15 protein-coding genes and 1 other annotated feature are annotated in these 18,114 nt (G+C 64.6%); of the genes, 1 reads left to right on the forward strand and 14 read right to left on the reverse strand.

What is annotated here, in order from left to right; genetic code table 11:
- Positions 1 to 553 precede the first annotated feature (553 nt).
- The 14 genes from ABWL39_RS05070 to ABWL39_RS05135 all read right to left on the reverse strand — a co-directional run bounded on the left by ABWL39_RS05070 (position 554) and on the right by ABWL39_RS05135 (position 16,154).
- Positions 554 to 1,779, reverse strand: a protein-coding gene (locus ABWL39_RS05070; RefSeq protein WP_367787772.1) for an IS3 family transposase whose coding sequence is annotated in 2 segments (ribosomal slippage) — positions 554 to 1,491 and positions 1,491 to 1,779 — 1,227 coding nt in all. Because the reading frame shifts where the segments join, the coding sequence is not laid out codon by codon here.
- Positions 1,385 to 1,501 (reverse strand) — a sequence feature (AL1L pseudoknot). Its footprint overlaps the gene before it by 117 nt.
- Positions 1,780 to 1,851: 72 nt before the next feature.
- A complete protein-coding gene (locus ABWL39_RS05075; RefSeq protein WP_367787775.1) occupies positions 1,852 to 3,867 on the reverse strand; it encodes a DNA topoisomerase III in 2,016 nt (671 codons plus the stop codon).
- 283 nt (positions 3,868 to 4,150) lie between these two features.
- Complete coding sequence (locus ABWL39_RS05080) at positions 4,151 to 4,534, reverse strand: single-stranded DNA-binding protein (protein WP_367787777.1); 384 nt, start codon at positions 4,532 to 4,534, stop codon at positions 4,151 to 4,153.
- On the reverse strand, positions 4,531 to 5,079 hold the full coding sequence (locus ABWL39_RS05085) for a DUF3158 family protein (protein WP_367787779.1): 549 nt from the start codon (positions 5,077 to 5,079) through the stop codon (positions 4,531 to 4,533). The genes ABWL39_RS05080 and ABWL39_RS05085 overlap by 4 nt, the downstream gene beginning before the upstream one ends.
- Positions 5,076 to 5,843 carry a PFL_4669 family integrating conjugative element protein gene (locus ABWL39_RS05090; RefSeq protein ID WP_367787781.1) on the reverse strand — a complete coding sequence of 256 codons (768 nt, stop codon included), beginning with the start codon at positions 5,841 to 5,843 and terminating at the stop codon, positions 5,076 to 5,078. Before ABWL39_RS05090 ends, ABWL39_RS05085 begins: the two co-directional genes overlap by 4 nt.
- A gap of 231 nt (positions 5,844 to 6,074) precedes the next feature.
- Entirely contained in the window at positions 6,075 to 9,491 is a 3,417-nt protein-coding gene (locus ABWL39_RS05095) for an AAA domain-containing protein (protein WP_367787784.1), read from the reverse strand.
- A 213-nt stretch (positions 9,492 to 9,704) separates the two neighbouring features.
- Positions 9,705 to 10,886, reverse strand: coding sequence for an STY4528 family pathogenicity island replication protein (locus ABWL39_RS05100; protein ID WP_367787786.1), 1,182 nt, complete (start codon positions 10,884 to 10,886; stop codon positions 9,705 to 9,707).
- Positions 10,887 to 10,889: 3 nt separating this feature from the next.
- On the reverse strand, positions 10,890 to 11,450 hold the full coding sequence (locus tag ABWL39_RS05105; RefSeq protein WP_367787789.1) for a DUF2857 domain-containing protein: 561 nt from the start codon (positions 11,448 to 11,450) through the stop codon (positions 10,890 to 10,892).
- 15 nt (positions 11,451 to 11,465) lie between these two features.
- Positions 11,466 to 13,163 carry a ParB family protein gene (locus tag ABWL39_RS05110; protein WP_367787792.1) on the reverse strand — a complete coding sequence of 566 codons (1,698 nt, stop codon included), beginning with the start codon at positions 13,161 to 13,163 and terminating at the stop codon, positions 11,466 to 11,468.
- On the reverse strand, positions 13,156 to 13,413 hold the full coding sequence (locus ABWL39_RS05115) for a hypothetical protein (protein ID WP_367787794.1): 258 nt from the start codon (positions 13,411 to 13,413) through the stop codon (positions 13,156 to 13,158). The genes ABWL39_RS05110 and ABWL39_RS05115 overlap by 8 nt, the downstream gene beginning before the upstream one ends.
- On the reverse strand, positions 13,397 to 14,275 hold the full coding sequence (locus tag ABWL39_RS05120; RefSeq protein WP_367787796.1) for a ParA family protein: 879 nt from the start codon (positions 14,273 to 14,275) through the stop codon (positions 13,397 to 13,399). The genes ABWL39_RS05115 and ABWL39_RS05120 overlap by 17 nt, the downstream gene beginning before the upstream one ends.
- A gap of 42 nt (positions 14,276 to 14,317) precedes the next feature.
- Entirely contained in the window at positions 14,318 to 14,533 is a 216-nt protein-coding gene (locus ABWL39_RS05125) for an AlpA family transcriptional regulator (protein WP_367787798.1), read from the reverse strand.
- Positions 14,534 to 14,666: 133 nt separating this feature from the next.
- Positions 14,667 to 15,398: a hypothetical protein gene (locus ABWL39_RS05130; protein WP_367787800.1), complete on the reverse strand. Its 732-nt coding sequence runs from the start codon at positions 15,396 to 15,398 to the stop codon at positions 14,667 to 14,669.
- A gap of 450 nt (positions 15,399 to 15,848) precedes the next feature.
- Positions 15,849 to 16,154, reverse strand: coding sequence for a hypothetical protein (locus ABWL39_RS05135; protein ID WP_367787803.1), 306 nt, complete (start codon positions 16,152 to 16,154; stop codon positions 15,849 to 15,851).
- Between the two features lie 31 nt (positions 16,155 to 16,185).
- Between ABWL39_RS05135 and ABWL39_RS05140 the strand changes: the two genes are divergently transcribed.
- Positions 16,186 to 18,105 (forward strand): tyrosine-type recombinase/integrase, encoded by a 1,920-nt coding sequence (locus tag ABWL39_RS05140; protein WP_367787805.1) that lies wholly within the window; start codon positions 16,186 to 16,188, stop codon positions 18,103 to 18,105.
- The last annotated feature ends 9 nt before the right edge of the window (positions 18,106 to 18,114 follow it).

Below are 18,114 nucleotides of genomic sequence, written 5' to 3' on the forward strand. Positions count from 1 at the left end.
TGTGCCTATCCACGGGGCGCCATGTTCAAGCTTGCTCCTCTCGAAAAGACTGGAAAAGCGCGCCGAAGACCTACAGGCCTTCGGCTCAAGAGGAGGAAACCACCTGTGGGCTGTAGCAGTCCCGTCCGTCGTCCAAAGCCGCTCGCTGCGTCAGCAATCGCACCCGACCCGTGTCGTGGCTGGGGTCGACATCCTTCGGCACACATCCGCGCACAAAGGGAACCCGTTGTTCCGCCGGCGGGCACCGGCACCGAATACCGTCGACCCGAGGGGTCTCCTGACGGCTCGCCGCGGCACAGGCCCGCCTGTCGTCAGGAGACCCCTCGTCATCGACGGAAGAGCCTCGATCAACAAAGTCTCAGCAAACGCGATTTGCGGAGGAACAGCCTTCTCGTCTCGCGGACCCGTCGCTGGGCCGCGAGACGCGCACACCGTTGCAGAAGGAGGCGTGTGCTGGGGAGTCCCGCGGGGCGCGGGAGGTTGGCCCCGCCGTTGGAAACGGCCGGCGTAGTGAACCGCCCCGGGAATCGCGGAGGCTGGTTGGTTTAAGTGCTCACGCTGCCACGGCCGATTGCTCGGCAAGCTGGCGATAGTAGTTTGCCTCAGCCTCGGCCGGCGGGATGTAGCCCAGTGGCCCCATCAACCGGTGGTTGTTGAACCAGGACACCCAAGTCAGAGTAGCGAGCTCGACGGCTTCGCGGGTCTTCCAAGTGCGCCGGTGAATCACCTCAGCCTTGTACAGACCATTGATCGTCTCGGCCAGGGCGTTGTCGTAGCTGTCGCCCTTGCTGCCCACAGAGGGCTCCACGCCGGCTTCTGCCAGACGCTCCGAGTACCGGATGGAGACATATTGCGACCCGCGATCGGAGTGATGAATCAGACTGCTGTCGCGCTCAGGCTGTCGGTCATACAGCGCTTGCTCCAGCGCATCAAGGACGAAGTCCGTGGTCATTGAGGTGCTCACGCGCCAGCCCACGATGCGCCGTGCGAACACATCCACCACGAAAGCCACGTACAGCCAGCCTTGCCAGGTCGAGACGTAGGTGAAGTCCGATACCCACAGCTGGTTGGGCCGTACGGCACAGAACTGCCGGTTGACCTTGTCCAGCGGGCACGGTGCTTTGGGGTCGCCGACCGTGGTGCGCACCACCTTGCCGCGCTTGACGCCCTGCAGGCCCAGACGCCTCATGAGACGCTCAACGGTGCACCGTGCAACGGCCGCACCCTCGCGGTTCATCTGCATCCACACCTTGTCGGCACCGTAGACCTGCAGGTTCTCGCTCCACACCCTCTCGATGATCGGCATCAGCGCCGCATCGCGCTGGGCTCTGGCGCTCAAAAGCTGAGCGTCTCGCAATCGGGCGGCGTGCCGGCGATAGGCCGACGGGGCGATCTGCAGAACACTGCACATCGGCTCGACCCCATGGACTTCGCGGTGTTCGTCCACGAGCCGGTACATCACTTGAATCGGCGGTCGAGCTCCGCCTGGGCGAAAAACGCGCTGGCCAGCTTCAGGATCTCATTGGCCTTGCGCAGTTCACGGTTCTCGCGTTCAAGTTCCTTGATGCGCTGCGCCTTGGCCGTGGAGACACCATCACGCTGACCGGAATCGACCTCGTGCTGCTTCACCCAGGTGTGCAAGGTCTGTGGCACGCAGCCGATCTTGTCGGCAATGGACTCGATGGCCGCCCACTGCGACGGATGCTCGCTGCGGTGCTCTTGAACCATGCGCACGGCCCGCTCGCGCATCTCGGGGGAAAACTTCGGTGACTTTCTCATCTTGGCTCCATTCTCTAGCGAAGGAGCCTCCGCGAAAGTCGGGGCGGTTCATAGCGCGGGGATTCGTCGACGTCAGGAAGCCTTGCGGGACGCCCGCTGCTTGCGCGGCGCCCCACGCTTGCCTGTCGAGCTATCGATCGGCAGCGTTCCCTTGCAGTCCGGGTAGCGGCTGCACGACCAGAAAGCGCTGCTCTTGCCGGTGCGCTGGCGCATGGGAGCGCCGCACTGCGGGCAGGATGGTGATGGCGGCAGCTTGATGGCGAGCGTCGCGCCGCTGTACTGCTGCACGAGTTGCGCCACCCAGGCGGATTGCTTGGCGATGAAGGTGTCCAGTGTCATCTGGCCGGCCTCGATCATGTCCAGGGTCTGCTCCCAGACCGCCGTCGTACCCGGATCGGCAATGGCCGCCGGTACGGTGTCGATCAAGGTGAAGGCGGCATCCGAGGCGCGGATGGCGCGGCCTTCCTTCAGCAGATAGCCGCGGCCAAGCAGGCCGCTGATGATGTTGGCGCGCGTGGCTTCGGTGCCGATGCCCGTCGTGTCCTTGAGCTTCTGCTTCAGGCGCGGGTCGGTGACGAGCCTGGCGACGCCTTTCATAGCCTTGACCAGTTCGCCCTGCGTGTAGGGCTTGGGCGGCAGGGTCTTCAGCGCCTTCAGGTCGACATGGCCGACCTGGCAGGACAATCCTGCTTGCAGTGCCGGCAGCACTTGGCTGCGCTGGGCGTCGTCGCCATCCGGATCGCCGTCCTCCAGTGCCGCCAGCAACTGGTGCCACCCGGCCACGGCGATCTGCTTGCCGACGGCCAGCAGCGACTGCCCGCCGCAAACGAGGTGCGCCACTGTCCGATCGAACTCGTGATGTGGCAGGAACTGCGCCAGGTAATGCGCGCGGATCAGTCGGTAGACGGCCAGTTCCTTGTCGTTCATGGCCGAAAGGTTGGCGGGTTCCAGTGTCGGGATGATGCCGTGGTGCGCCGTGACCTTGGCGTCGTTCCAGGCGCGCGAGCGCTGATTGCGGTCCAGGCGATCGATCAATGGGCGCAGACCGGGATCGGTCTTGACCAGGCTGTCGAGAACGGCCGGCACCTCGGCCAGCATGCTTTCGGGCAGGTAGCCGGAATCGGAGCGCGGATAGGTCGTCGCCTTGTGCGTCTCGTAGAGCGCCTGGGCGATGTCCAGCGTCTCCTGCACGTCCAGGCCCAATTGTTTGGAACACACCTCCTGCAGCGTGCCCAGGTCGAACGGCAACGGCGGGCCTTCGCGCACGCGCTCCGTCTCGACCGACACCACCTGGGCGTTGCTGGCGGCGCGCATGCGTTCCGCGGTCTGCTGGGCAACCGGCTGCTGAAGGCAACGGCCGGCGTCGTCCGTACAACCCTGCGGCGGCGTCCAGCTTGCGATGACGGATTGGCCGGCATGGGACAGCGTGACCTCGATGGCCCAGAACGGTACGGAGACGAAGCTTGCAATCTCGCGGTCGCGATCCACCACCAGCTTCAGTGTCGGCGTCTGCACCCGCCCCACCGACAGTACGCCGGTGTAGCCGGCCTGGCGCCCCAGCAGCGTGAACAGTCGGCTCAGGTTCATACCGATCAGCCAGTCGGCACGCGAGCGGGCCAGGGCCGAGTAGTACAGCGGCAGCGTCTCGGCGGACGGCTTCAACGTGCCCAGTGCCTTGCGGATCGACGCATCGTTGAGCGCCGACAGCCACAGGCGCTGGATGGGCCCACGGTAGCCGCACAGCTCGATGATCTCGCGGGCGATCATCTCGCCTTCGCGGTCGGCGTCGGTGGCGATCACCAGCTCGCTGGCCTGGCCGACGAGCTGCTTGACGATCTTGAACTGCGCGGCGGTCGCCGCCTTGGGCTCGACGCGCCAGCGCTCGGGGATGATGGGCAGTTGCTCGATGGTCCAGCGCTTGTAGCTCTCGTCATAACCCTCGGGCGGAACCGCTTCGACCAGATGCCCGATGCACCAGGTCACGACGATACCCGCACCGCTGTAGCAGCCGGAACTGCGCTGGCCGGCGCCCAGCACACGGGCGATGTCCTTGCCTTGCGAAGGCTTCTCGCACAGGAATACGCGCATGAAGCCTCCTCGGGAATGTGCGGTTCATCGGATGGGCAACAGCATGGCTGGGCCAGATGAGACCGGCAGCAAGGAAGCCGGACAGCATGGACACCGAATTGTGATCGGCTGCGGAATGGTTGCCGCAGCGGCATGCATTGATCGCAGCGGTATGAGGGGCGGGAGATTGATGTCGGGAGGGCAGCCTGGAACTCGGTGGACCGTAGTGGAACTATCCCCAGGGGATAGCCCACTGGTGCAAGGCGGGCGTCTGACGGTTGCTACAGCCGCCCTCGATGCTCGGTCACTGGCCTCCGGCAGGCTTGGCTCCGAGGGTCACCGCCTCGAGGCGGTACGGCAGGATGCCGACGCGCCGGGCCTCGATCTTGAAGGTGACGCGTTCGTTCTCGTCGGCGTCTTCCCACTCGTCCTTCACCGTACGGCCTTCGACCAGCACGCGCATGCCCTTCTGGTACAGCGACTGCCAGTGCTCGGCATCGCGATGCCACAGTTCCACGGGCGCCCAGAAGCCGCCGCGGTCCTCGTACTCGCCATCCTTCTTCGGGATGGGATTGTCGAAATAGACGTTCAGCCGCAGCAGCCTGCGCGGTTCGTCGTTGCCGTTGGGAAATTGACGGTACTCCGGCGCGGAACCGATGTTGCCCTCGCCGACGAAGTGCGTGCTCATGATGACTCCTTGGGGGTGGTGGGTATGGTCGCGGCATGCCCGTGGACACGCCGCAGATAAGTCGCCTCGGCTTGGACCATCCTGCTGGCGCACTCCAGGGCGAGTCGAGCGATGCTGTGGGTCAGGCTGATCTGCATGTTCAGCGCGATGCGCTGTAGCTCAATCGCATACAGGTCGTCGATCAGCGAGGCCGGTGTCGTGGGGCGATCGAGCAAGGACTCCCACAAGGCGACGCCCATGGCCGAGCGGTCGAGGTTGCGCCAGCGCAGAAAGGTTGTCCCTGCGCCAGTCGTCTGCTGGGCCAGTTGCACATCGAGCAGATTGAAGGGATAGGCCCGCGCCTGTGGCAACACCTGCCGTTGTGCCAGGGTGATCAGCTCGTCGCGCAATGCCATGCACTGGCTGGCCCAGGTCTCCAGACTCCCCTTACCTTTAAAGGGCTGTAAAAGGCCTTTTAGGTAGCCTGCGTGTTCCAGCCGCTGGAAGTCCGCGTGTGCCAGTGGAGTGAAGCGCGATGAACGGCTGGAAGAAGTCGCTGCCATCATGCCTTGGCGCCTTCGTCTTCCGCCGCGACGTCGGCTGTGCCATCAGCGACCCCTGGCTCCGAGTCGTCAGGTGCCGGTGACTCGGGCCGGCTTCCCCGCCGTGCGATGGGTGGCGCAAAGCGCGAACGGCGCGTGCCTTCGAGCACGTCCTGCGGCAACTCGCCGAACTTCTCCAGCGCGGCTCGCGCCACGGCGTTCTTCGCCGCGAAGTCGTCGCGCGTCGCGCCGGAATAGCGGTACTGCTGCGCCAGGGAAAACAGGCTGCGCAGTGCATGCGCGCCGTCGTTGAGCCAGCGCTCCAGCGTGCTGCGGTCGATCAGCGCCGTGTGGTGCGCCAGGATCAGCTTGCGCGCCAGATCGTCGTAGTCGGCCAGCAGGTACACCGCCATAAAGCCTAGCTGCGCGTTGACGAACAGCGGCAGCTTCACTGGCTGCACGTTCATGTTCTCGCCCAGGGACAGCGCGGGCGGCACGTCGGACAGGGCTTGGTCCACCTGCTCGCGCAACGTCTGCAAGCGGGTCTTGGTATCGGCCAGCTTGTCCTCGATGCGCAGCATCCACCAGTCCGAATAGGGATCGTCCTGTTCGGCGCCGCGCTTCATCTTGTTCATCGTACTGATGAAGCCGTTGAGGCCGATGATGCCGGGACGTCCCTCGGCCGGCGCGCGGCCGTGCCAGATGCGCGAAGCGTGGTGGGTGTGCAGCGTCAGCGACATCGCGCTGCGCAGCGATCCGAGGTTCAGTTGCAGGGGTTCGTTGGCCATGGAGACGACTCGTGGTGATTGAACGAGTCGCCAGCATCGGCATCGGCTGGAAGGCCGTCAGTCAACAAACCGCATCCAACGGTCGCCAGGTTCACACGAGGCGGAAGGCTGTATGTGCTGGCTATCCCCTGGGGATAGGCAGGTGGAAATCAAAGTCGGAAGGGACAAGACCGGAAACAGCCCGTCGTTGTCCGCCGATGGCTTGGCCGCCGGCAAAACCGATGCGGTCTGCTACACCTCTGGGATCGATTCCTGATCGTCCGCGAGCGCAAACGCTGCATCCTGTACCGTACGCCGATCCCGCACAGCCTTAACGCTTCTTTCTGGAAGCCCATCCAGCAGTTCGCGGAAGTAGTCCAGGCCGCCCCACTGGCTGGCATCGCCGATCACGTACAACCGACATTGCGCCCGGGTGACCGCCACGTTGAGCAGGTTCGGCTTGCTCGCCGCCCAGCCGCGGGCGCCCGAGCCGGCTTGGCCTGGGGCCGTACCCAGCACCAGAAAGACGATGTGCGCTTCCTTGCCCTGGAAGGTGTGGACGGTGCCACATTCGATGCCGCCGAATCGGCGGCGAATGCGTTCGCCGCACGCCTGGGCGACCTTGCGGAAGGGCGAGATCACGTAGACCTTGGTCTTCCCGCTTCTCTCGCTCTGCAATTGCGCCAAGCAGTCGAGCAGACAGGCGATTTCGTCCTCCGATACGGGGTGATTCACGCGGTCTGAGCGCACGTCGAACCATGCGCTTTCGCCCAGGCTGCAGGAGAAGTCCCAGGGTGTAGGTTGGCCTGATTCGTCGACACGACCCTGCACCATCTGGCCGGCGTAGGCGATGCGGTTGGCCACCGAGAACATCGGGTCATCGCAGCGGCGGTGGGTGCGCAACGGCATGCCGGTCCACAGACGTTCGGGCGCGTCATTTGGGGACGAGCTGCGGGTCTTCTCAACCCAGGAGCCGAAAGGCGTGATGCGATCCGCCAACGTCTGCACGGATTCGTCGATGGGCGACCAATGCGTTGCCACGTCGTGGCGGTGTCGCAACTCCTCGGCCAGACTCCTCGGAACGGTGAAAACCGGTTCTATCTGCAGGGGATCACCCACGATGACCGCGCGCCGGCTGCGCCAGATCGCACCCGCCGCCGACTGCGGCGTGGCCTGACCCGCCTCATCGATCAGCAGCCAGCCCAGGCTGTTCTGCCCCATGCCGACGAACAGCCGATCAAACGAAGCGAGGGTCGTGGAAACGACCGGTACAACGAAGAAGAAGGCGTCCCACAGCAGCGGACGGTGCTCGGGAGACAGCTTGTCGCGCGAACCCCCGGTGAGCATGCCATTCACCGCTCGCAGGTTGGCGATGAACTTGCCGGCGTTGGCCAACACGGTAAGGCGGTGCAGATCCACCGCCTGTAGGAAGAGCTTGGCGCGCAGTTCATCCAGCTTGGGGCCGACAGCGACGCTGGCGCGGTGACGTGTATCGGCAGGCAAGGCCCAGAACTGTGTGTCGGGGAAGTGCTTGGCGCCCGTTGCGTAGCCAGCTTGCAGCGCTCGCAGATGGGTTTCCAGTTCGCGCTCCAGCGCGACCCGCGCGGAGGAAACGGTTTTCTGCCGCTCTCGTCGCTGACCCAATTGGGCTTCGGTTACCGCTACTTCCTTGGACATTTCCGCGAGGGCGGCCGAAGCGTCAGCCAAAGCTTGCGTGGGCGCTTCCAACGACTGCCGCAGGTCTGCCATCCGGCGGGTCTCGCGGCCAAACAGGCTCATCAAGCGGTCCCATAGGTTGCGCGGCGTGCCGGCACGCAGTTGCTCCAGCACGACCCGATTACCTTCGACGACAGTGCGCTGGGTAGCCACGGCTTCGCGATGCTGTGCAAGGGCCAGCTCGCGGGCTTGGATGTCCTGGCCAAGTGCCTGCTCTTCGACCAAAAGGCCGTTCAACCGGCTTCGCTCGTCGTCGATGTGCAGGGCAGCCTTCTCAGCCCGCTCCAGCACCTTGCGACAGCTCTCGAACTCCGCCTGCAGCGCCAGGAAGGCCTGCTTGGCCTTCTGCCACTCACCCACGCATTGCCGACGCTTGTCCGGGACATCTGCCGCTTCGAGGATCTGCCTCATTGATGGCGATCGATCATCCCCAGGGGATGGCTCATCGCTATCTTCGTTTGCCAGGTCAGCGCCGGTGTTTTGTTCGTCCTCCTGCACCTGCGCATCCTCGGCTTTGCGAGGCGGTACATATTCGTCGCGAAAGAAGCCTTGCGCGAACGAGCGCCGGTTGCCGGCGTTGCCCAGGGCTGCGGCGACCGCCCCCCAGGTTTCGATGGGCTCCTTGTTCTCGTCCAGAACCTTTTGCGCCCGGAAGACTTCGCGCATGACATCCGCAAAGTAATCCGCCGAACTGAATTCGTCCGCGACCTTCTTGCGTGCGGGCAACTCCTGAGTGATGTTCTTGACCGCGTTGTTGTTCGTGCTGGCCACCACGATCGAGGTACCGGCAACCACATCGGCTTTGAGCGGAAAGAAACCCTTGCCCGCAACGGTCATCTTGTCCTCGAACATGGCAACCGGGCGATCCAGCGCAGCGATCCGCCGCGCTCGCTCGGTGACGATCTCGGCGATGATGTCGCACAGAAGCGTGGTCTTGCCGGTCCCAGGGGGGCCATTGACGCCAATCAGTCCCTCAGCTTTGCCAAGCGAGCTCATCACCTGCGAGACCGCGGCCTGCTGCGCAAGGACGAGCGGGTGTTTGGGGGAAGCCGGCCATCGCGCGCTGGGCAAGCGCTTCGCACTGACCAGCCCGGCCATGGCGCCGTTGTCGGTGAGGATGTCGACACGCTGCTGCTCTTGTAACGCTGGCCCGAGATAAGCCCCCAACGCTTTGCCAAAGGGCCGTTTCCTTTCTGCCTGGGCGATCAATCGGTCAAGATCATCCAAGTAGAACGAGTTCAGAAAATCGGTTGCGGCCTGCAGGCTGTCATCCAGGTAGCGTCGCTTGACTCGGCTGGTCCGCACGACGACACGCCAATCCAGACTCGGATCGTTCGCCGCTTCGCCGAGCAGGCTGCGCACGATGTGCAGTTCTTCATCGAGATCTTCCCAAGCCAGGATGGCCTCGGCCGAAGCGGGACCCGCAGCATTGGCGCCGCCAACTTTCTGCTCCTGCTTCTCCGGGAGTTGGTGGCGGCGCTGAGCGAATTCCTCTTTCGCCCGCTCTAGACGAGCGTTGATGTTGTCCAGTGCTTTTGTTTCCCGCACTGCCGCCACACCGTGCGCGAAGCTGGCGGGCAGGTAGCTGTCGGGTTTGGGGCGCCCCAGTTCATCCACTACGAAAGCGGCCAGCCAACCGTTGCCAGTTACACGCTGGCGCTCTCGCTCGCTCAGGTCGCGGTCCGGGAAGAGACCCTGGAGCAACAATCGAGACAGGTCTTCCGTGTCGGCCACGCCCAGATAGACGACGTGCACGTAGCCGAACTTGTCCGTGGGCGAGAAGTCCGCATGCCGCCAAGGCAGGGTATTGCTGCGGGAATAACGGCGCCGCAGCGTGGCGATTTTCGTTTGGTCGTTGGCATCCCGGGCGGAAGGAGCAGCCGGGATATTGAAGATTTCAAGGTCGCGCCAGAAGCGCAGGACGCGTAAGGGTTCGTTGCTCGTGGAACTCAAGTTCGGACCTCACCTTTCTATTCGGCGCGTCCTCCCCCTGTGATGTCCGAGCACTGGCCGATAGCGATCAATTCTGTCTATGAAAAGCATCAAAACGTCATCATAGCCGTCCATGGACAAAGGGACCATTCGGCTTGGTGGGATGGAACGGGAAGGTTGCGCTTTGCCCGGCCCAGTGTGAGTGACTCATCCAGGCAGGAAAGCGACTCCCCGCTACCGCAACTGCAGCTTGTCCCGCAGCTTGGCGATGTGCTGCAGGGCAACCTCGCGGGTGGAGGGGGCGGAAGCGCTATCCCCTGGGGATAGCGGCGATGGGGGCGCATTCTCTTGGACAGCGTGACCTGCCCAGGCCTTGAACTCCCCCCGAATCGCCTTCTGGATGATGCCGAACAGGTAGCCGGCCGGGCTGCGCACCGTGCTGCTGCGGCACCGTGCCGCCCACTCGTCGAGCACCGCCTGCCGCTGGGTTTCCTCCACCTGCTGTAGAGCGATCATCGCACCGGCCTGCTGCTCTTCCTTCAAGCGCAGGAATCGCTCGGGAAGTCGCAGGCTCTGTAGCGCCTTCGCGCGCGGTACTGTACGTACTTCATCAATACGATCCTTACGTACTGTACGGTCCTCCTTCGGATTCCGAAGAGAGCCTTCCGGCGCGGGTTTCGGCCCCACTTCGGATTCCGAAGACGGGCGTTCGTCGTTCCGAAGAGGGGTTTCCTGCCCTTCTTCGGATTCGAGGCCGACATCCCCTTGTGGATAACTTGGCGCCGTCCATCCATGCCGGGCCATGTGCTGGGTCAACACCTGCAAGCGTGTCGGCAGCGTGCGGCCACTGAGCAGCGGGTCTTCGGCGATCTCCTTCAATGTGTGCATGCCGACGATCTGCACCGCTTTGGCGGCATGGGTGAGGGCTTGGCTCACCAGACCCAGATAGTCAGGGTCGAGCTGCATCGCCTCAAAGGGCGTCAGCGGCTCGTCGTGCAGGACATAGAGGTTGCCCAGAATGCGGCCTGTCTTCGGGTCGCGGCGGCGGCGCACCAGGCTGAGCCAGCGTGTCAGGCGCAGCAGCGTCAAGGCGCGCGCGACGGTCTCGTGCGACGCCTGCGACCCACACGGTATGGAGGCCAGGTAGGGTCGAAGCTGGTCATAGGTCGGGAAGGCCGTCACACCGTCGTCGTTGAGCTGGAGACGAAAGACCTGCCAGGCGTTGCGCTCCAGCGGCGTCAGGCGCCGGTCGAGAAACAGCGCGCGAGGCACGCTTTCATGGCGATTGCCGCTGTACAGGAAGCCATCGCCGGCTGGCGCCGGGCCTTGCTCCTGCGCCAGGTTCTGCAGCGCATCGTCGAATAGCGCCGACAGCGCCATGGGACCATCGCGCCGTGGTGCGCCGCCCGTCGCCATGGCCTACACCAGTCCCTGGTCGATCCAGTTCCGTATCGCCGCCCAGACCACCGACATCGGGAGCGCCAGGGTCTCGGCGAGGTCCATGGCCTGGCCCAGCATGGCCAGCTCGTCGTCCAGCGGGATGTGGCGCTCGGCGACGCCGGCCTTCCAGTGCCTCCAGAGAGCGGCTTCCTGCGCCTCGTCCAGCACCGGGTGCCGACCCTTGCGCTTGGGCAGCCCGAGGATGTCGCGCCGCAGGGCGACCTCCTGATGCGTGAGACCGTGGAAACGGCTCACCATCTCTGTGCTTGCACCCAGACGTAGCATGCGGTCCACCGTGGCGATTTCCTGTTCCACGTCCTGCACTTGGTTCAACAGCCGCTTGAGCACTTCGCGGTTGACCGAGACCGAGCACCACGACACCGTGGCGTTGACCAGTACGCTGACCAGGGCTGGATGTTTCAGCGCATCCAGCTCCTCTTCGCCAAAACCCATCGCCTTGCAGCGTCGCAGTTGGCCATTGCGCAGATCGTGCAGCGCCTGGGCGATAACGGCTTGGTTGAGCGGATGGGGTGACGACATACTGGTCTCCCTCGCTCAGGAATCGCGGCCTGGATCAGCGGGGACCGCACCGCTTTCCAAGTCCATCAGCCGGCGCGCCAGACGCAGCAGCCGGAACAGCTTCACCAGGCTGGCGTCGCTCAGGCGGATGGACGCTCCGCCGCTGCCGTGCAGCAGCGGCGCCAGGTCGTCGGCCAATCGCGCGCGATCCAGCGCGGTCGCGGGTACCGACGCCGCGCTCAGCGCATGTAGCAGCGTCAGCACGGCACGAGCGAAGGCCGGCAAGGCCTTCGCCTGTGAAACGGACGGAGCCGCGCAAATGAAACCGATGCCATCCTCACCAGGCTCGATGTGCCTCGCTACCGCTGCCTCCTCGGCAACCTCGCGGGCAAACTGCGCGATATGCACCCGGAGCCGGTCCGGTACATCCAGCCCGGGCTCGATGTACCAGACATCCGAAATCGGGTAGAGCCCATCGACCTGCACGGGGATTGCGCGCAATGCATTGGCCTCGAAGTCGGGTAGTTTGTCGCCCAACTGGTCAGCCACCAGGCGCTGGATGGATTGCAGGCGTTCGGTGGTCGTTGCAGGAGACACGATGTGCCCTTGCAGACGCTCCGTGTCGCTGTCGGCCGCTACTGGCGCAGCGCCTGCTTCCTCGATCTTCCCGTCGCCAGCCGCGGGAGCCGTGACGGTCTGTGTCGAGGGCATCTCGGCAGCGGGTTCTGCCGGTGCGCCGGCCCCCTGTGCGGTAGTCGCCGCTGCGGATGGCGGTGCGGGACGTGGCGCCACAGGCACCGTGGGTGCGGTCGGGATCGCCGGCAACGGCTCGCTGGTCAACACCCGCTGCCGGCTCTCGCTGTCGTCGATCTCCAGGCTCAGCGTGTCATAGTCCGCGTCCAGCAGCTCGGCCATCTGGCCCACCAGTTCGTCCTGTACCCGCTGGAGCGAGAAGGCATCCGGCTGCGTGTCGAACTGCGACAACACATCCTGGAACAGCGAAGCGAAGTCCGCAGCGAGCCGGCGGCCCAGCGCTTTCCGTTCCCAGATGCGCTCGCACGCCCTGCGCAGCACCGCGAGCCGTTCCACCTGATGCCGGCCCAGCCCGCCGTACAGCACCGTCGGTATCGCCGGCAGCAGGTGGCGCACCGCGTCCTGCATGCGGCTGATGTGCGACTGCTGCACCGGGTAGCCGTCGGCCGTCAGGCGCCGCGCCAGTTCGGACTGCGACAGCACCTCTCCCCCATTTTCCTGCTCGTACAGGGCGCGTGCCTTCTCGACGCCCAATGCCCGCTCGATGAAGGTGAGTCCACCGCGCAGTTCGTTCTCGGCCAGGTGGCCGGTGAGCGCCACGATCTCGCCGCGTTGCGGCCAAGGTCGGAACAGGCAGGCGATCCGGAAGAAGCGTTCCTCCTTCGTCTCGCTCCACAGCTCCCGCAGGATCGCCAAGCGCGTGTTGCCACCGTTGCGGATGATGTAGTGGGCCTCTCCGGGCCGCCGCGTGACCGCGGGCGACGCGTCCAGCCCGCGTTCGCGGATCGACGCCTTGATTTCCTCGTAGGCCGGGTTGCGGGTCACGCGCGGGTCGTGGTCGTAGGGGCGTAACTGGTCCAGCGTCACCACCATCGGTGTGTCGGCGATGGGGTCGCTCAAGGCCGCGGCCGTCGGGCCGCTGCGCTCGAAGCCGGTTTCCATCAGCTTGGTGGCCATGTCCCGCGGGGTCAGCTCAGCCATGACCGTTCTCCCGAGGCACCGGTCCGTCGATGGCCGCCTGCCGGTCGGCACGGCGAAGCTGCGCGCGGGCGTTAAGCCCGGCGCGGCGGTCGCCCGGCGTCGAACTGGTGTAGATCGACGCGCAGCCTGGCTTGGTGAACTTCAGATGACCGCCCGGCGTGCGCACGACGTACCAGCCTTCGCTCAGCGCAAAGTCGATCAGCGCACGCAGCCGTTTGTGGCCGCGCGCCAGATCACGTGCGCCCGCCATGGTCCTCGCTCCCCGCCATGCCTTTCGCGTTGTGCCGGCCAGTCACACACTCAAACCGTTCCCGCCACTGTGGAAACAGTTCGCTGGCGAGGGCACACATCGTCACCAGCGCCGAGGGCGCGACACGGCCGACCGGCCGCCGGTTCTCCTCCCGATGCACCGGCAAGCCACGGGTCGCGGCGCGCGGGTAGGCTTCGATGGCCGGCACGTCGGTGTCCAGCACCCGCACGCTGGCCTGTCCCTCGAACATCTGCCGCAGCGTCTGCTGAATCAGCCGCGCATTCGCCGACACCGGATGCACCCGGTTGATGAGCAGGTGCAGGGGTGGCGGCTCAATGCCCAGGTGTCGGTACGGCCCGATGTCCTCGATCAGTTGCAGCGTGCCACGTCGCAGTTCGCGCGCCGCCAGGATCTCCGGCGTTACCGGCGACAGCGCTAGGTTCGAGGCCAGCACCGCCATTTCCAGCAGCACACTGCGCGCCCCCTGGGTGTCGATCAGCAACAGGTCGTAGAAGGACGCCAGCGCCGGCAGCAGGTGTCGGAGCCGCAGGCGCCCGTCCGGCGCGTGCAGCAGCAGTGTGTTCAGTTCTCCACGGTCGTCGTTCGACAGAACCAGGTCCAGCCCGGCGATGGTGGTATGCGACACCAGTTGATCGAGGCGGCGCTCGTTGAATGCCAGCAATTCGTAGATACCGGCGGGCGCACGCTCGGCCAGCGTGAAGTAGCTCGACAGCGTGGGTTGCACGTCCAGGTCCAGCAGCAGCACGCGCAGCCCGGCGTCGGCCGCGAAGCCGCCCAGGTTCGCGGCGGTGGTCGTCTTGCCCACGCCGCCCTTGGTCGAGATGATCGAGATGACCAGCATCGTCAGGCTCCTCGTCGCGTTTGATGGGGAACGGAACGAGGATCAGATGCGCTCACTGCGGCGCTCGGCAATCCACTGCTCGATCTCGATCGAGTCCCAGCCGACCGCCCGAACTCCCAGACGCATGGCTTTCGGGAACTTGCCCGCCTTCATCAGGTTGTAGATGTGGGCGCGCTTGAAGCCGGTCTTGGCTTCGACTTCATCGCGGCGCAGGATGCGGCGTTCGCCAACAGGCGGCGGAAGCGGCTTGTCCGACATGAGGGGCACTCCTTAGCGCTTACTGGCGCTTGTTTTGCGTGACCCGTAATTGACAGGAACTCCCGGGAAATGAACACCGCAAATGCGGTTTCCGGGACCGCAGATTGGGGCTTGACGCCAGGTTTGCCGCGCTTCAGGGGCTCGATGCCTGCACCTTGCGGCGTGCCTGGGCGAACTTGGCTTGCAGCGTGCGCTCGGTGATCCCCATGAGGTTGTCGTGGTGGGCAATCAGGGCGCTGATGATCGCGTCCTGGCTGTTGAAGCTGGAGTAGGGGACCCCGGACGGAGTGCGTCCAAGCATCAAGGCCAACAGCGCACCGACGATGTTCAGATAGGTGGTCTCGGCACGATCGCTGAGGTGGCACAGGGCGCAGGTGAGATTCGGGGAGCCTTGCTTCTTCTGCTGCTCCTGAAGTTGATGCAACTGGTGGCGACACTGCTCCAGCTGGGACTTCAACGCCTCCCGTTCCACGAGAAGCGCATGGCCGGCCTCCAGAGTGATCACCGGGTGGGCGATCCTCTCGTGGCGGGAGAAGAGAAAGGCCGGCCGCTGCTCCGGATAGGTTCGAAGCATCCACCGTTTGAGGTCGACGTGGCGAACGGTCAGATCGGGCGAGTCCCACAGGGACTTGTCGTTCATCGTGATGCCGTTCAGTCCGTAGGGCAGCTCACCGTGGAAGATGGCATCGTAGATGCGATCGGTATACAGACGAAGCTCGCTGCAGCGCGGGCAATCCTGCGTTGCCCACAGACGTCCGGATCTGAGGGTAATGAGGATGTCATCCCTGAACCGGTACAATCCGGCCCAACGGATGGCCGCATCGATGGGGTGGTAGTACACCTCCGAAAGCGAACTTCCTTGCATGTGGTTGCCTCCCTGTTGCCCCCCATCAAGGACACCTGTCTGCCCCGGCCGAGGCCAGCGCATCGAAGGCTGGCGCTACGCAGTCCTGCGCTGAGGAATCGAGCTTCATCGAGAGAGCCTGGATGGGGATGTCCTGCACCTTTGCCGCGCATGCGAGGATCATGGCTGCGCGAAGTGCCGGCAAGACCAACTGGGAATGGGCTGATCTCGCCAATGTCTCCGACCTTGAGACAATTGGCGGGGCGAAGCCACAAGGCGCCAGAATCCCGGCGGAAGCGCCTTGGGTCAGACCTGTTCGGTATGCCGATAGGCTGAAATGGAATCGTGCCGAAGAATGGCACCCCCATTCGACGGGGGCGAGGGAGACGACCCCGCGTCCTGGCAGTCCGTGGCTGTTGGTGGCTTGCCTTGGAACGAGCGCGTTGCCTGCTCCCCGGCTGGCAGGGTAAACTAGTCCATCAGCCAGTCCAGAGACTGGTTGGGGTTCTGGAAAATCGATTTAGACTCAACAACCTGAGAGTCGGATTCGATTCCCTTCACCCGCTCCACTTCAACTTTCCAAGGACTTCCAGAAAAGACCGAGGAACGTCGCAAGTGATTGTCACCATTCAGCTTTTTCACCATCGCTGAATCCAGTGACTTCCAGCGAAAACCACTGACTGCCGGTACAAAACGGTACATCAAGTGGTGCATCGGAAAGCGGAGCTTCCCGCTTCCGCATAGTTGCTGGAGGAGCGCGCGGTCGAACAGGACCATGCAGCCAACTCGATTCTCAGGAGTTGGGCTCATGCTCTCAGACCTCATGGTTCGCCAGGCCAAGACCACCGGCAAGACCTACACGCTGGCCGATTCGGACGGCCTCTCCCTCTTCGTTTCCGCCAACGGCACCAAGGCCTGGCACTTCCGCTTCACCTGGGGTGGCAAGCGCGATCGCATGTCCTTCGGCAGCTACCCGGCGCTCTCCCTGAAGGAGGCGCGCGAGCTTCGGGACGAAGCTCGCAACCTGCTCGCCAAGGGCGTCAATCCGCACACCGAACGCAAGCGCAAGCGCCACGCGATCGTGTTGGCGGGCGAACACACGTTCCAGGCGGTTTACGACCAGTGGTTGAAACACCGCAAGCTGTCGCTGGAGGAAGGACGGCAGACCAGCCTGGAGCAGATCGCCCGCGTTTTCAAGAAAGACGTATTCCCGGCGCTGCGTCACCTGACCATCTACGACATCACCCGCGCGCACCTGCTGGACATCATCGGCAAGGTGGAAAAGCGCGGGTCGCTGTCGGTGGCCGAGAAGCTGCGCACCTGGTTCACCCAACTGTTCACCTACGCCACGGTGGCGATCCCAAACATGCACGACAACCCGTCCAAGGACTTGGAGGTTGTCGCGCTGCCGCTGCCTCCGGTCGAACACAACCCGTTCCTGCGCATGCCCGAGCTTCCGATCATGCTGCAGACGTTGCGCAAGTACCGTGGCCGGCTGAACACGCAGTTGGGCATTCGGCTGTTGATGCTCACCGGCGTGCGCACCGGCGAGCTGCGTTTCGCCACGCCTGATCAGTTCGACCTCGAACAAGGCCTGTGGATCATCCCGGTGGCCAGGCTCAAGCAGCGTGCGCTGCTCACCAAGAAGAAGCGCAAGCGCCTGGTGGACATCCCGCCCTACATCGTGCCGCTGTCGGTGCAGGCCCAGGAGATCGTTCGCCACCTGCTGGACCAGTGCAAGCCGGCCCAGGTCTACATCATTCCGGGCGACTGGTGCCTGAAGCATCCCGTCAGCGAAAACACGTTCAATGCCGCGCTCAAGCGCATGGGCTACGAGGACCAGCTCACGGGCCACGGAATCCGCGCGACGATCTCGACCGCGCTCAACGAACTCGGCTACCCGAAGAAGTGGGTGGATGCCCAGCTCTCGCACGCCGACCCGGACAAGATCAGCGCGACCTACAACCATGCCGAGTACGTCGAGCAGCGCCGCGTCATGATGCAGGATTGGGCCGATCGCTTGGACCTGTTCGAGCAGAACCAAGCCGAGGTCGCCAGCCGGCATCTGACCATCACGCTGCAAGGCCTGCCGACCATCGCCGGCCAGGCGGCGATGCAGCCGCCGGTGGTCGACCCCACCGCACCGAAGCTGATCGTGACCGCACCAACGCCCGACATGCCCGCGGCGCCGCCATCGGTGCAGCGGCTGTCGGCCGTGCGCATGCCCGAGTACGCTCGCCCGCGGCTATCGGACGTGCAGCGCGAACGCCTGCAGGTGCTGGAGACCTTCGAGGCGCCGCACAACCTTTCGGTGGCGGACTACGCCAAGCTCGCTGGCAAGTCGCGCCGCTGGATCACCTACGAGATCCAGGCCGGCAACCTGCTGTCGATCCATATGGGTAACCGTGGGCAGCGGGTGCCCGACTGGCAGCTTGATCCGCTCAAGCGCAGGCTCGTGCAGTCCGTGCTCAAGCAGGTGCCGCGGGGTCTTGATACCTGGGCGGTCTACCACGCGCTCCTGCAGCCCTACGACGCGCTCGGCGGGCGCTCCGCCATCGAGGCGGTCAACCCGAAGAACCTGCACCTGGCCGCGCGCCTGGTCGCGGCGCAGAGCATCGCTGCGGACGATCCCGAGGAGGGCATCCCGGTGCAGGTGTGGCGCAGCGTGCAACGGTTGGTGCAGGATGCCATCATGGCCGACCCGACAGAAAACCTGACGGAGCCTTGAGACAACCTG

Origin of the sequence: Chitinivorax sp. PXF-14 (assembly GCF_040812015.1) — a bacterium.
Taxonomy (GTDB): Bacteria; Pseudomonadota; Gammaproteobacteria; order Burkholderiales; family SCOH01; genus JBFNXJ01.

Bases quoted from the DNA above. Each gene is read 5' to 3' on its own strand.
- ABWL39_RS05075 (WP_367787775.1), bottom strand. From the start codon at position 3,867: ATGCGCGTATTCCTGTGCGAGAAGCCTTCGCAAGGCAAGGACATCGCC.
- ABWL39_RS05080 (WP_367787777.1), bottom strand. From the start codon at position 4,534: ATGAGCACGCACTTCGTCGGCGAGGGCAACATCGGTTCCGCGCCGGAG.
- ABWL39_RS05085 (WP_367787779.1), bottom strand. From the start codon at position 5,079: ATGATGGCAGCGACTTCTTCCAGCCGTTCATCGCGCTTCACTCCACTG.
- ABWL39_RS05090 (WP_367787781.1), bottom strand. From the start codon at position 5,843: ATGGCCAACGAACCCCTGCAACTGAACCTCGGATCGCTGCGCAGCGCG.
- ABWL39_RS05100 (WP_367787786.1), bottom strand. From the start codon at position 10,886: ATGGCGACGGGCGGCGCACCACGGCGCGATGGTCCCATGGCGCTGTCG.
- ABWL39_RS05105 (WP_367787789.1), bottom strand. From the start codon at position 11,450: ATGTCGTCACCCCATCCGCTCAACCAAGCCGTTATCGCCCAGGCGCTG.
- ABWL39_RS05110 (WP_367787792.1), bottom strand. From the start codon at position 13,163: ATGGCTGAGCTGACCCCGCGGGACATGGCCACCAAGCTGATGGAAACC.
- ABWL39_RS05115 (WP_367787794.1), bottom strand. From the start codon at position 13,413: ATGGCGGGCGCACGTGATCTGGCGCGCGGCCACAAACGGCTGCGTGCG.
- ABWL39_RS05120 (WP_367787796.1), bottom strand. From the start codon at position 14,275: ATGCTGGTCATCTCGATCATCTCGACCAAGGGCGGCGTGGGCAAGACG.
- ABWL39_RS05125 (WP_367787798.1), bottom strand. From the start codon at position 14,533: ATGTCGGACAAGCCGCTTCCGCCGCCTGTTGGCGAACGCCGCATCCTG.
- ABWL39_RS05130 (WP_367787800.1), bottom strand. From the start codon at position 15,398: ATGCAAGGAAGTTCGCTTTCGGAGGTGTACTACCACCCCATCGATGCG.
- ABWL39_RS05135 (WP_367787803.1), bottom strand. From the start codon at position 16,154: ATGGTCCTGTTCGACCGCGCGCTCCTCCAGCAACTATGCGGAAGCGGG.
- ABWL39_RS05140 (WP_367787805.1), top strand. From the start codon at position 16,186: ATGCTCTCAGACCTCATGGTTCGCCAGGCCAAGACCACCGGCAAGACC.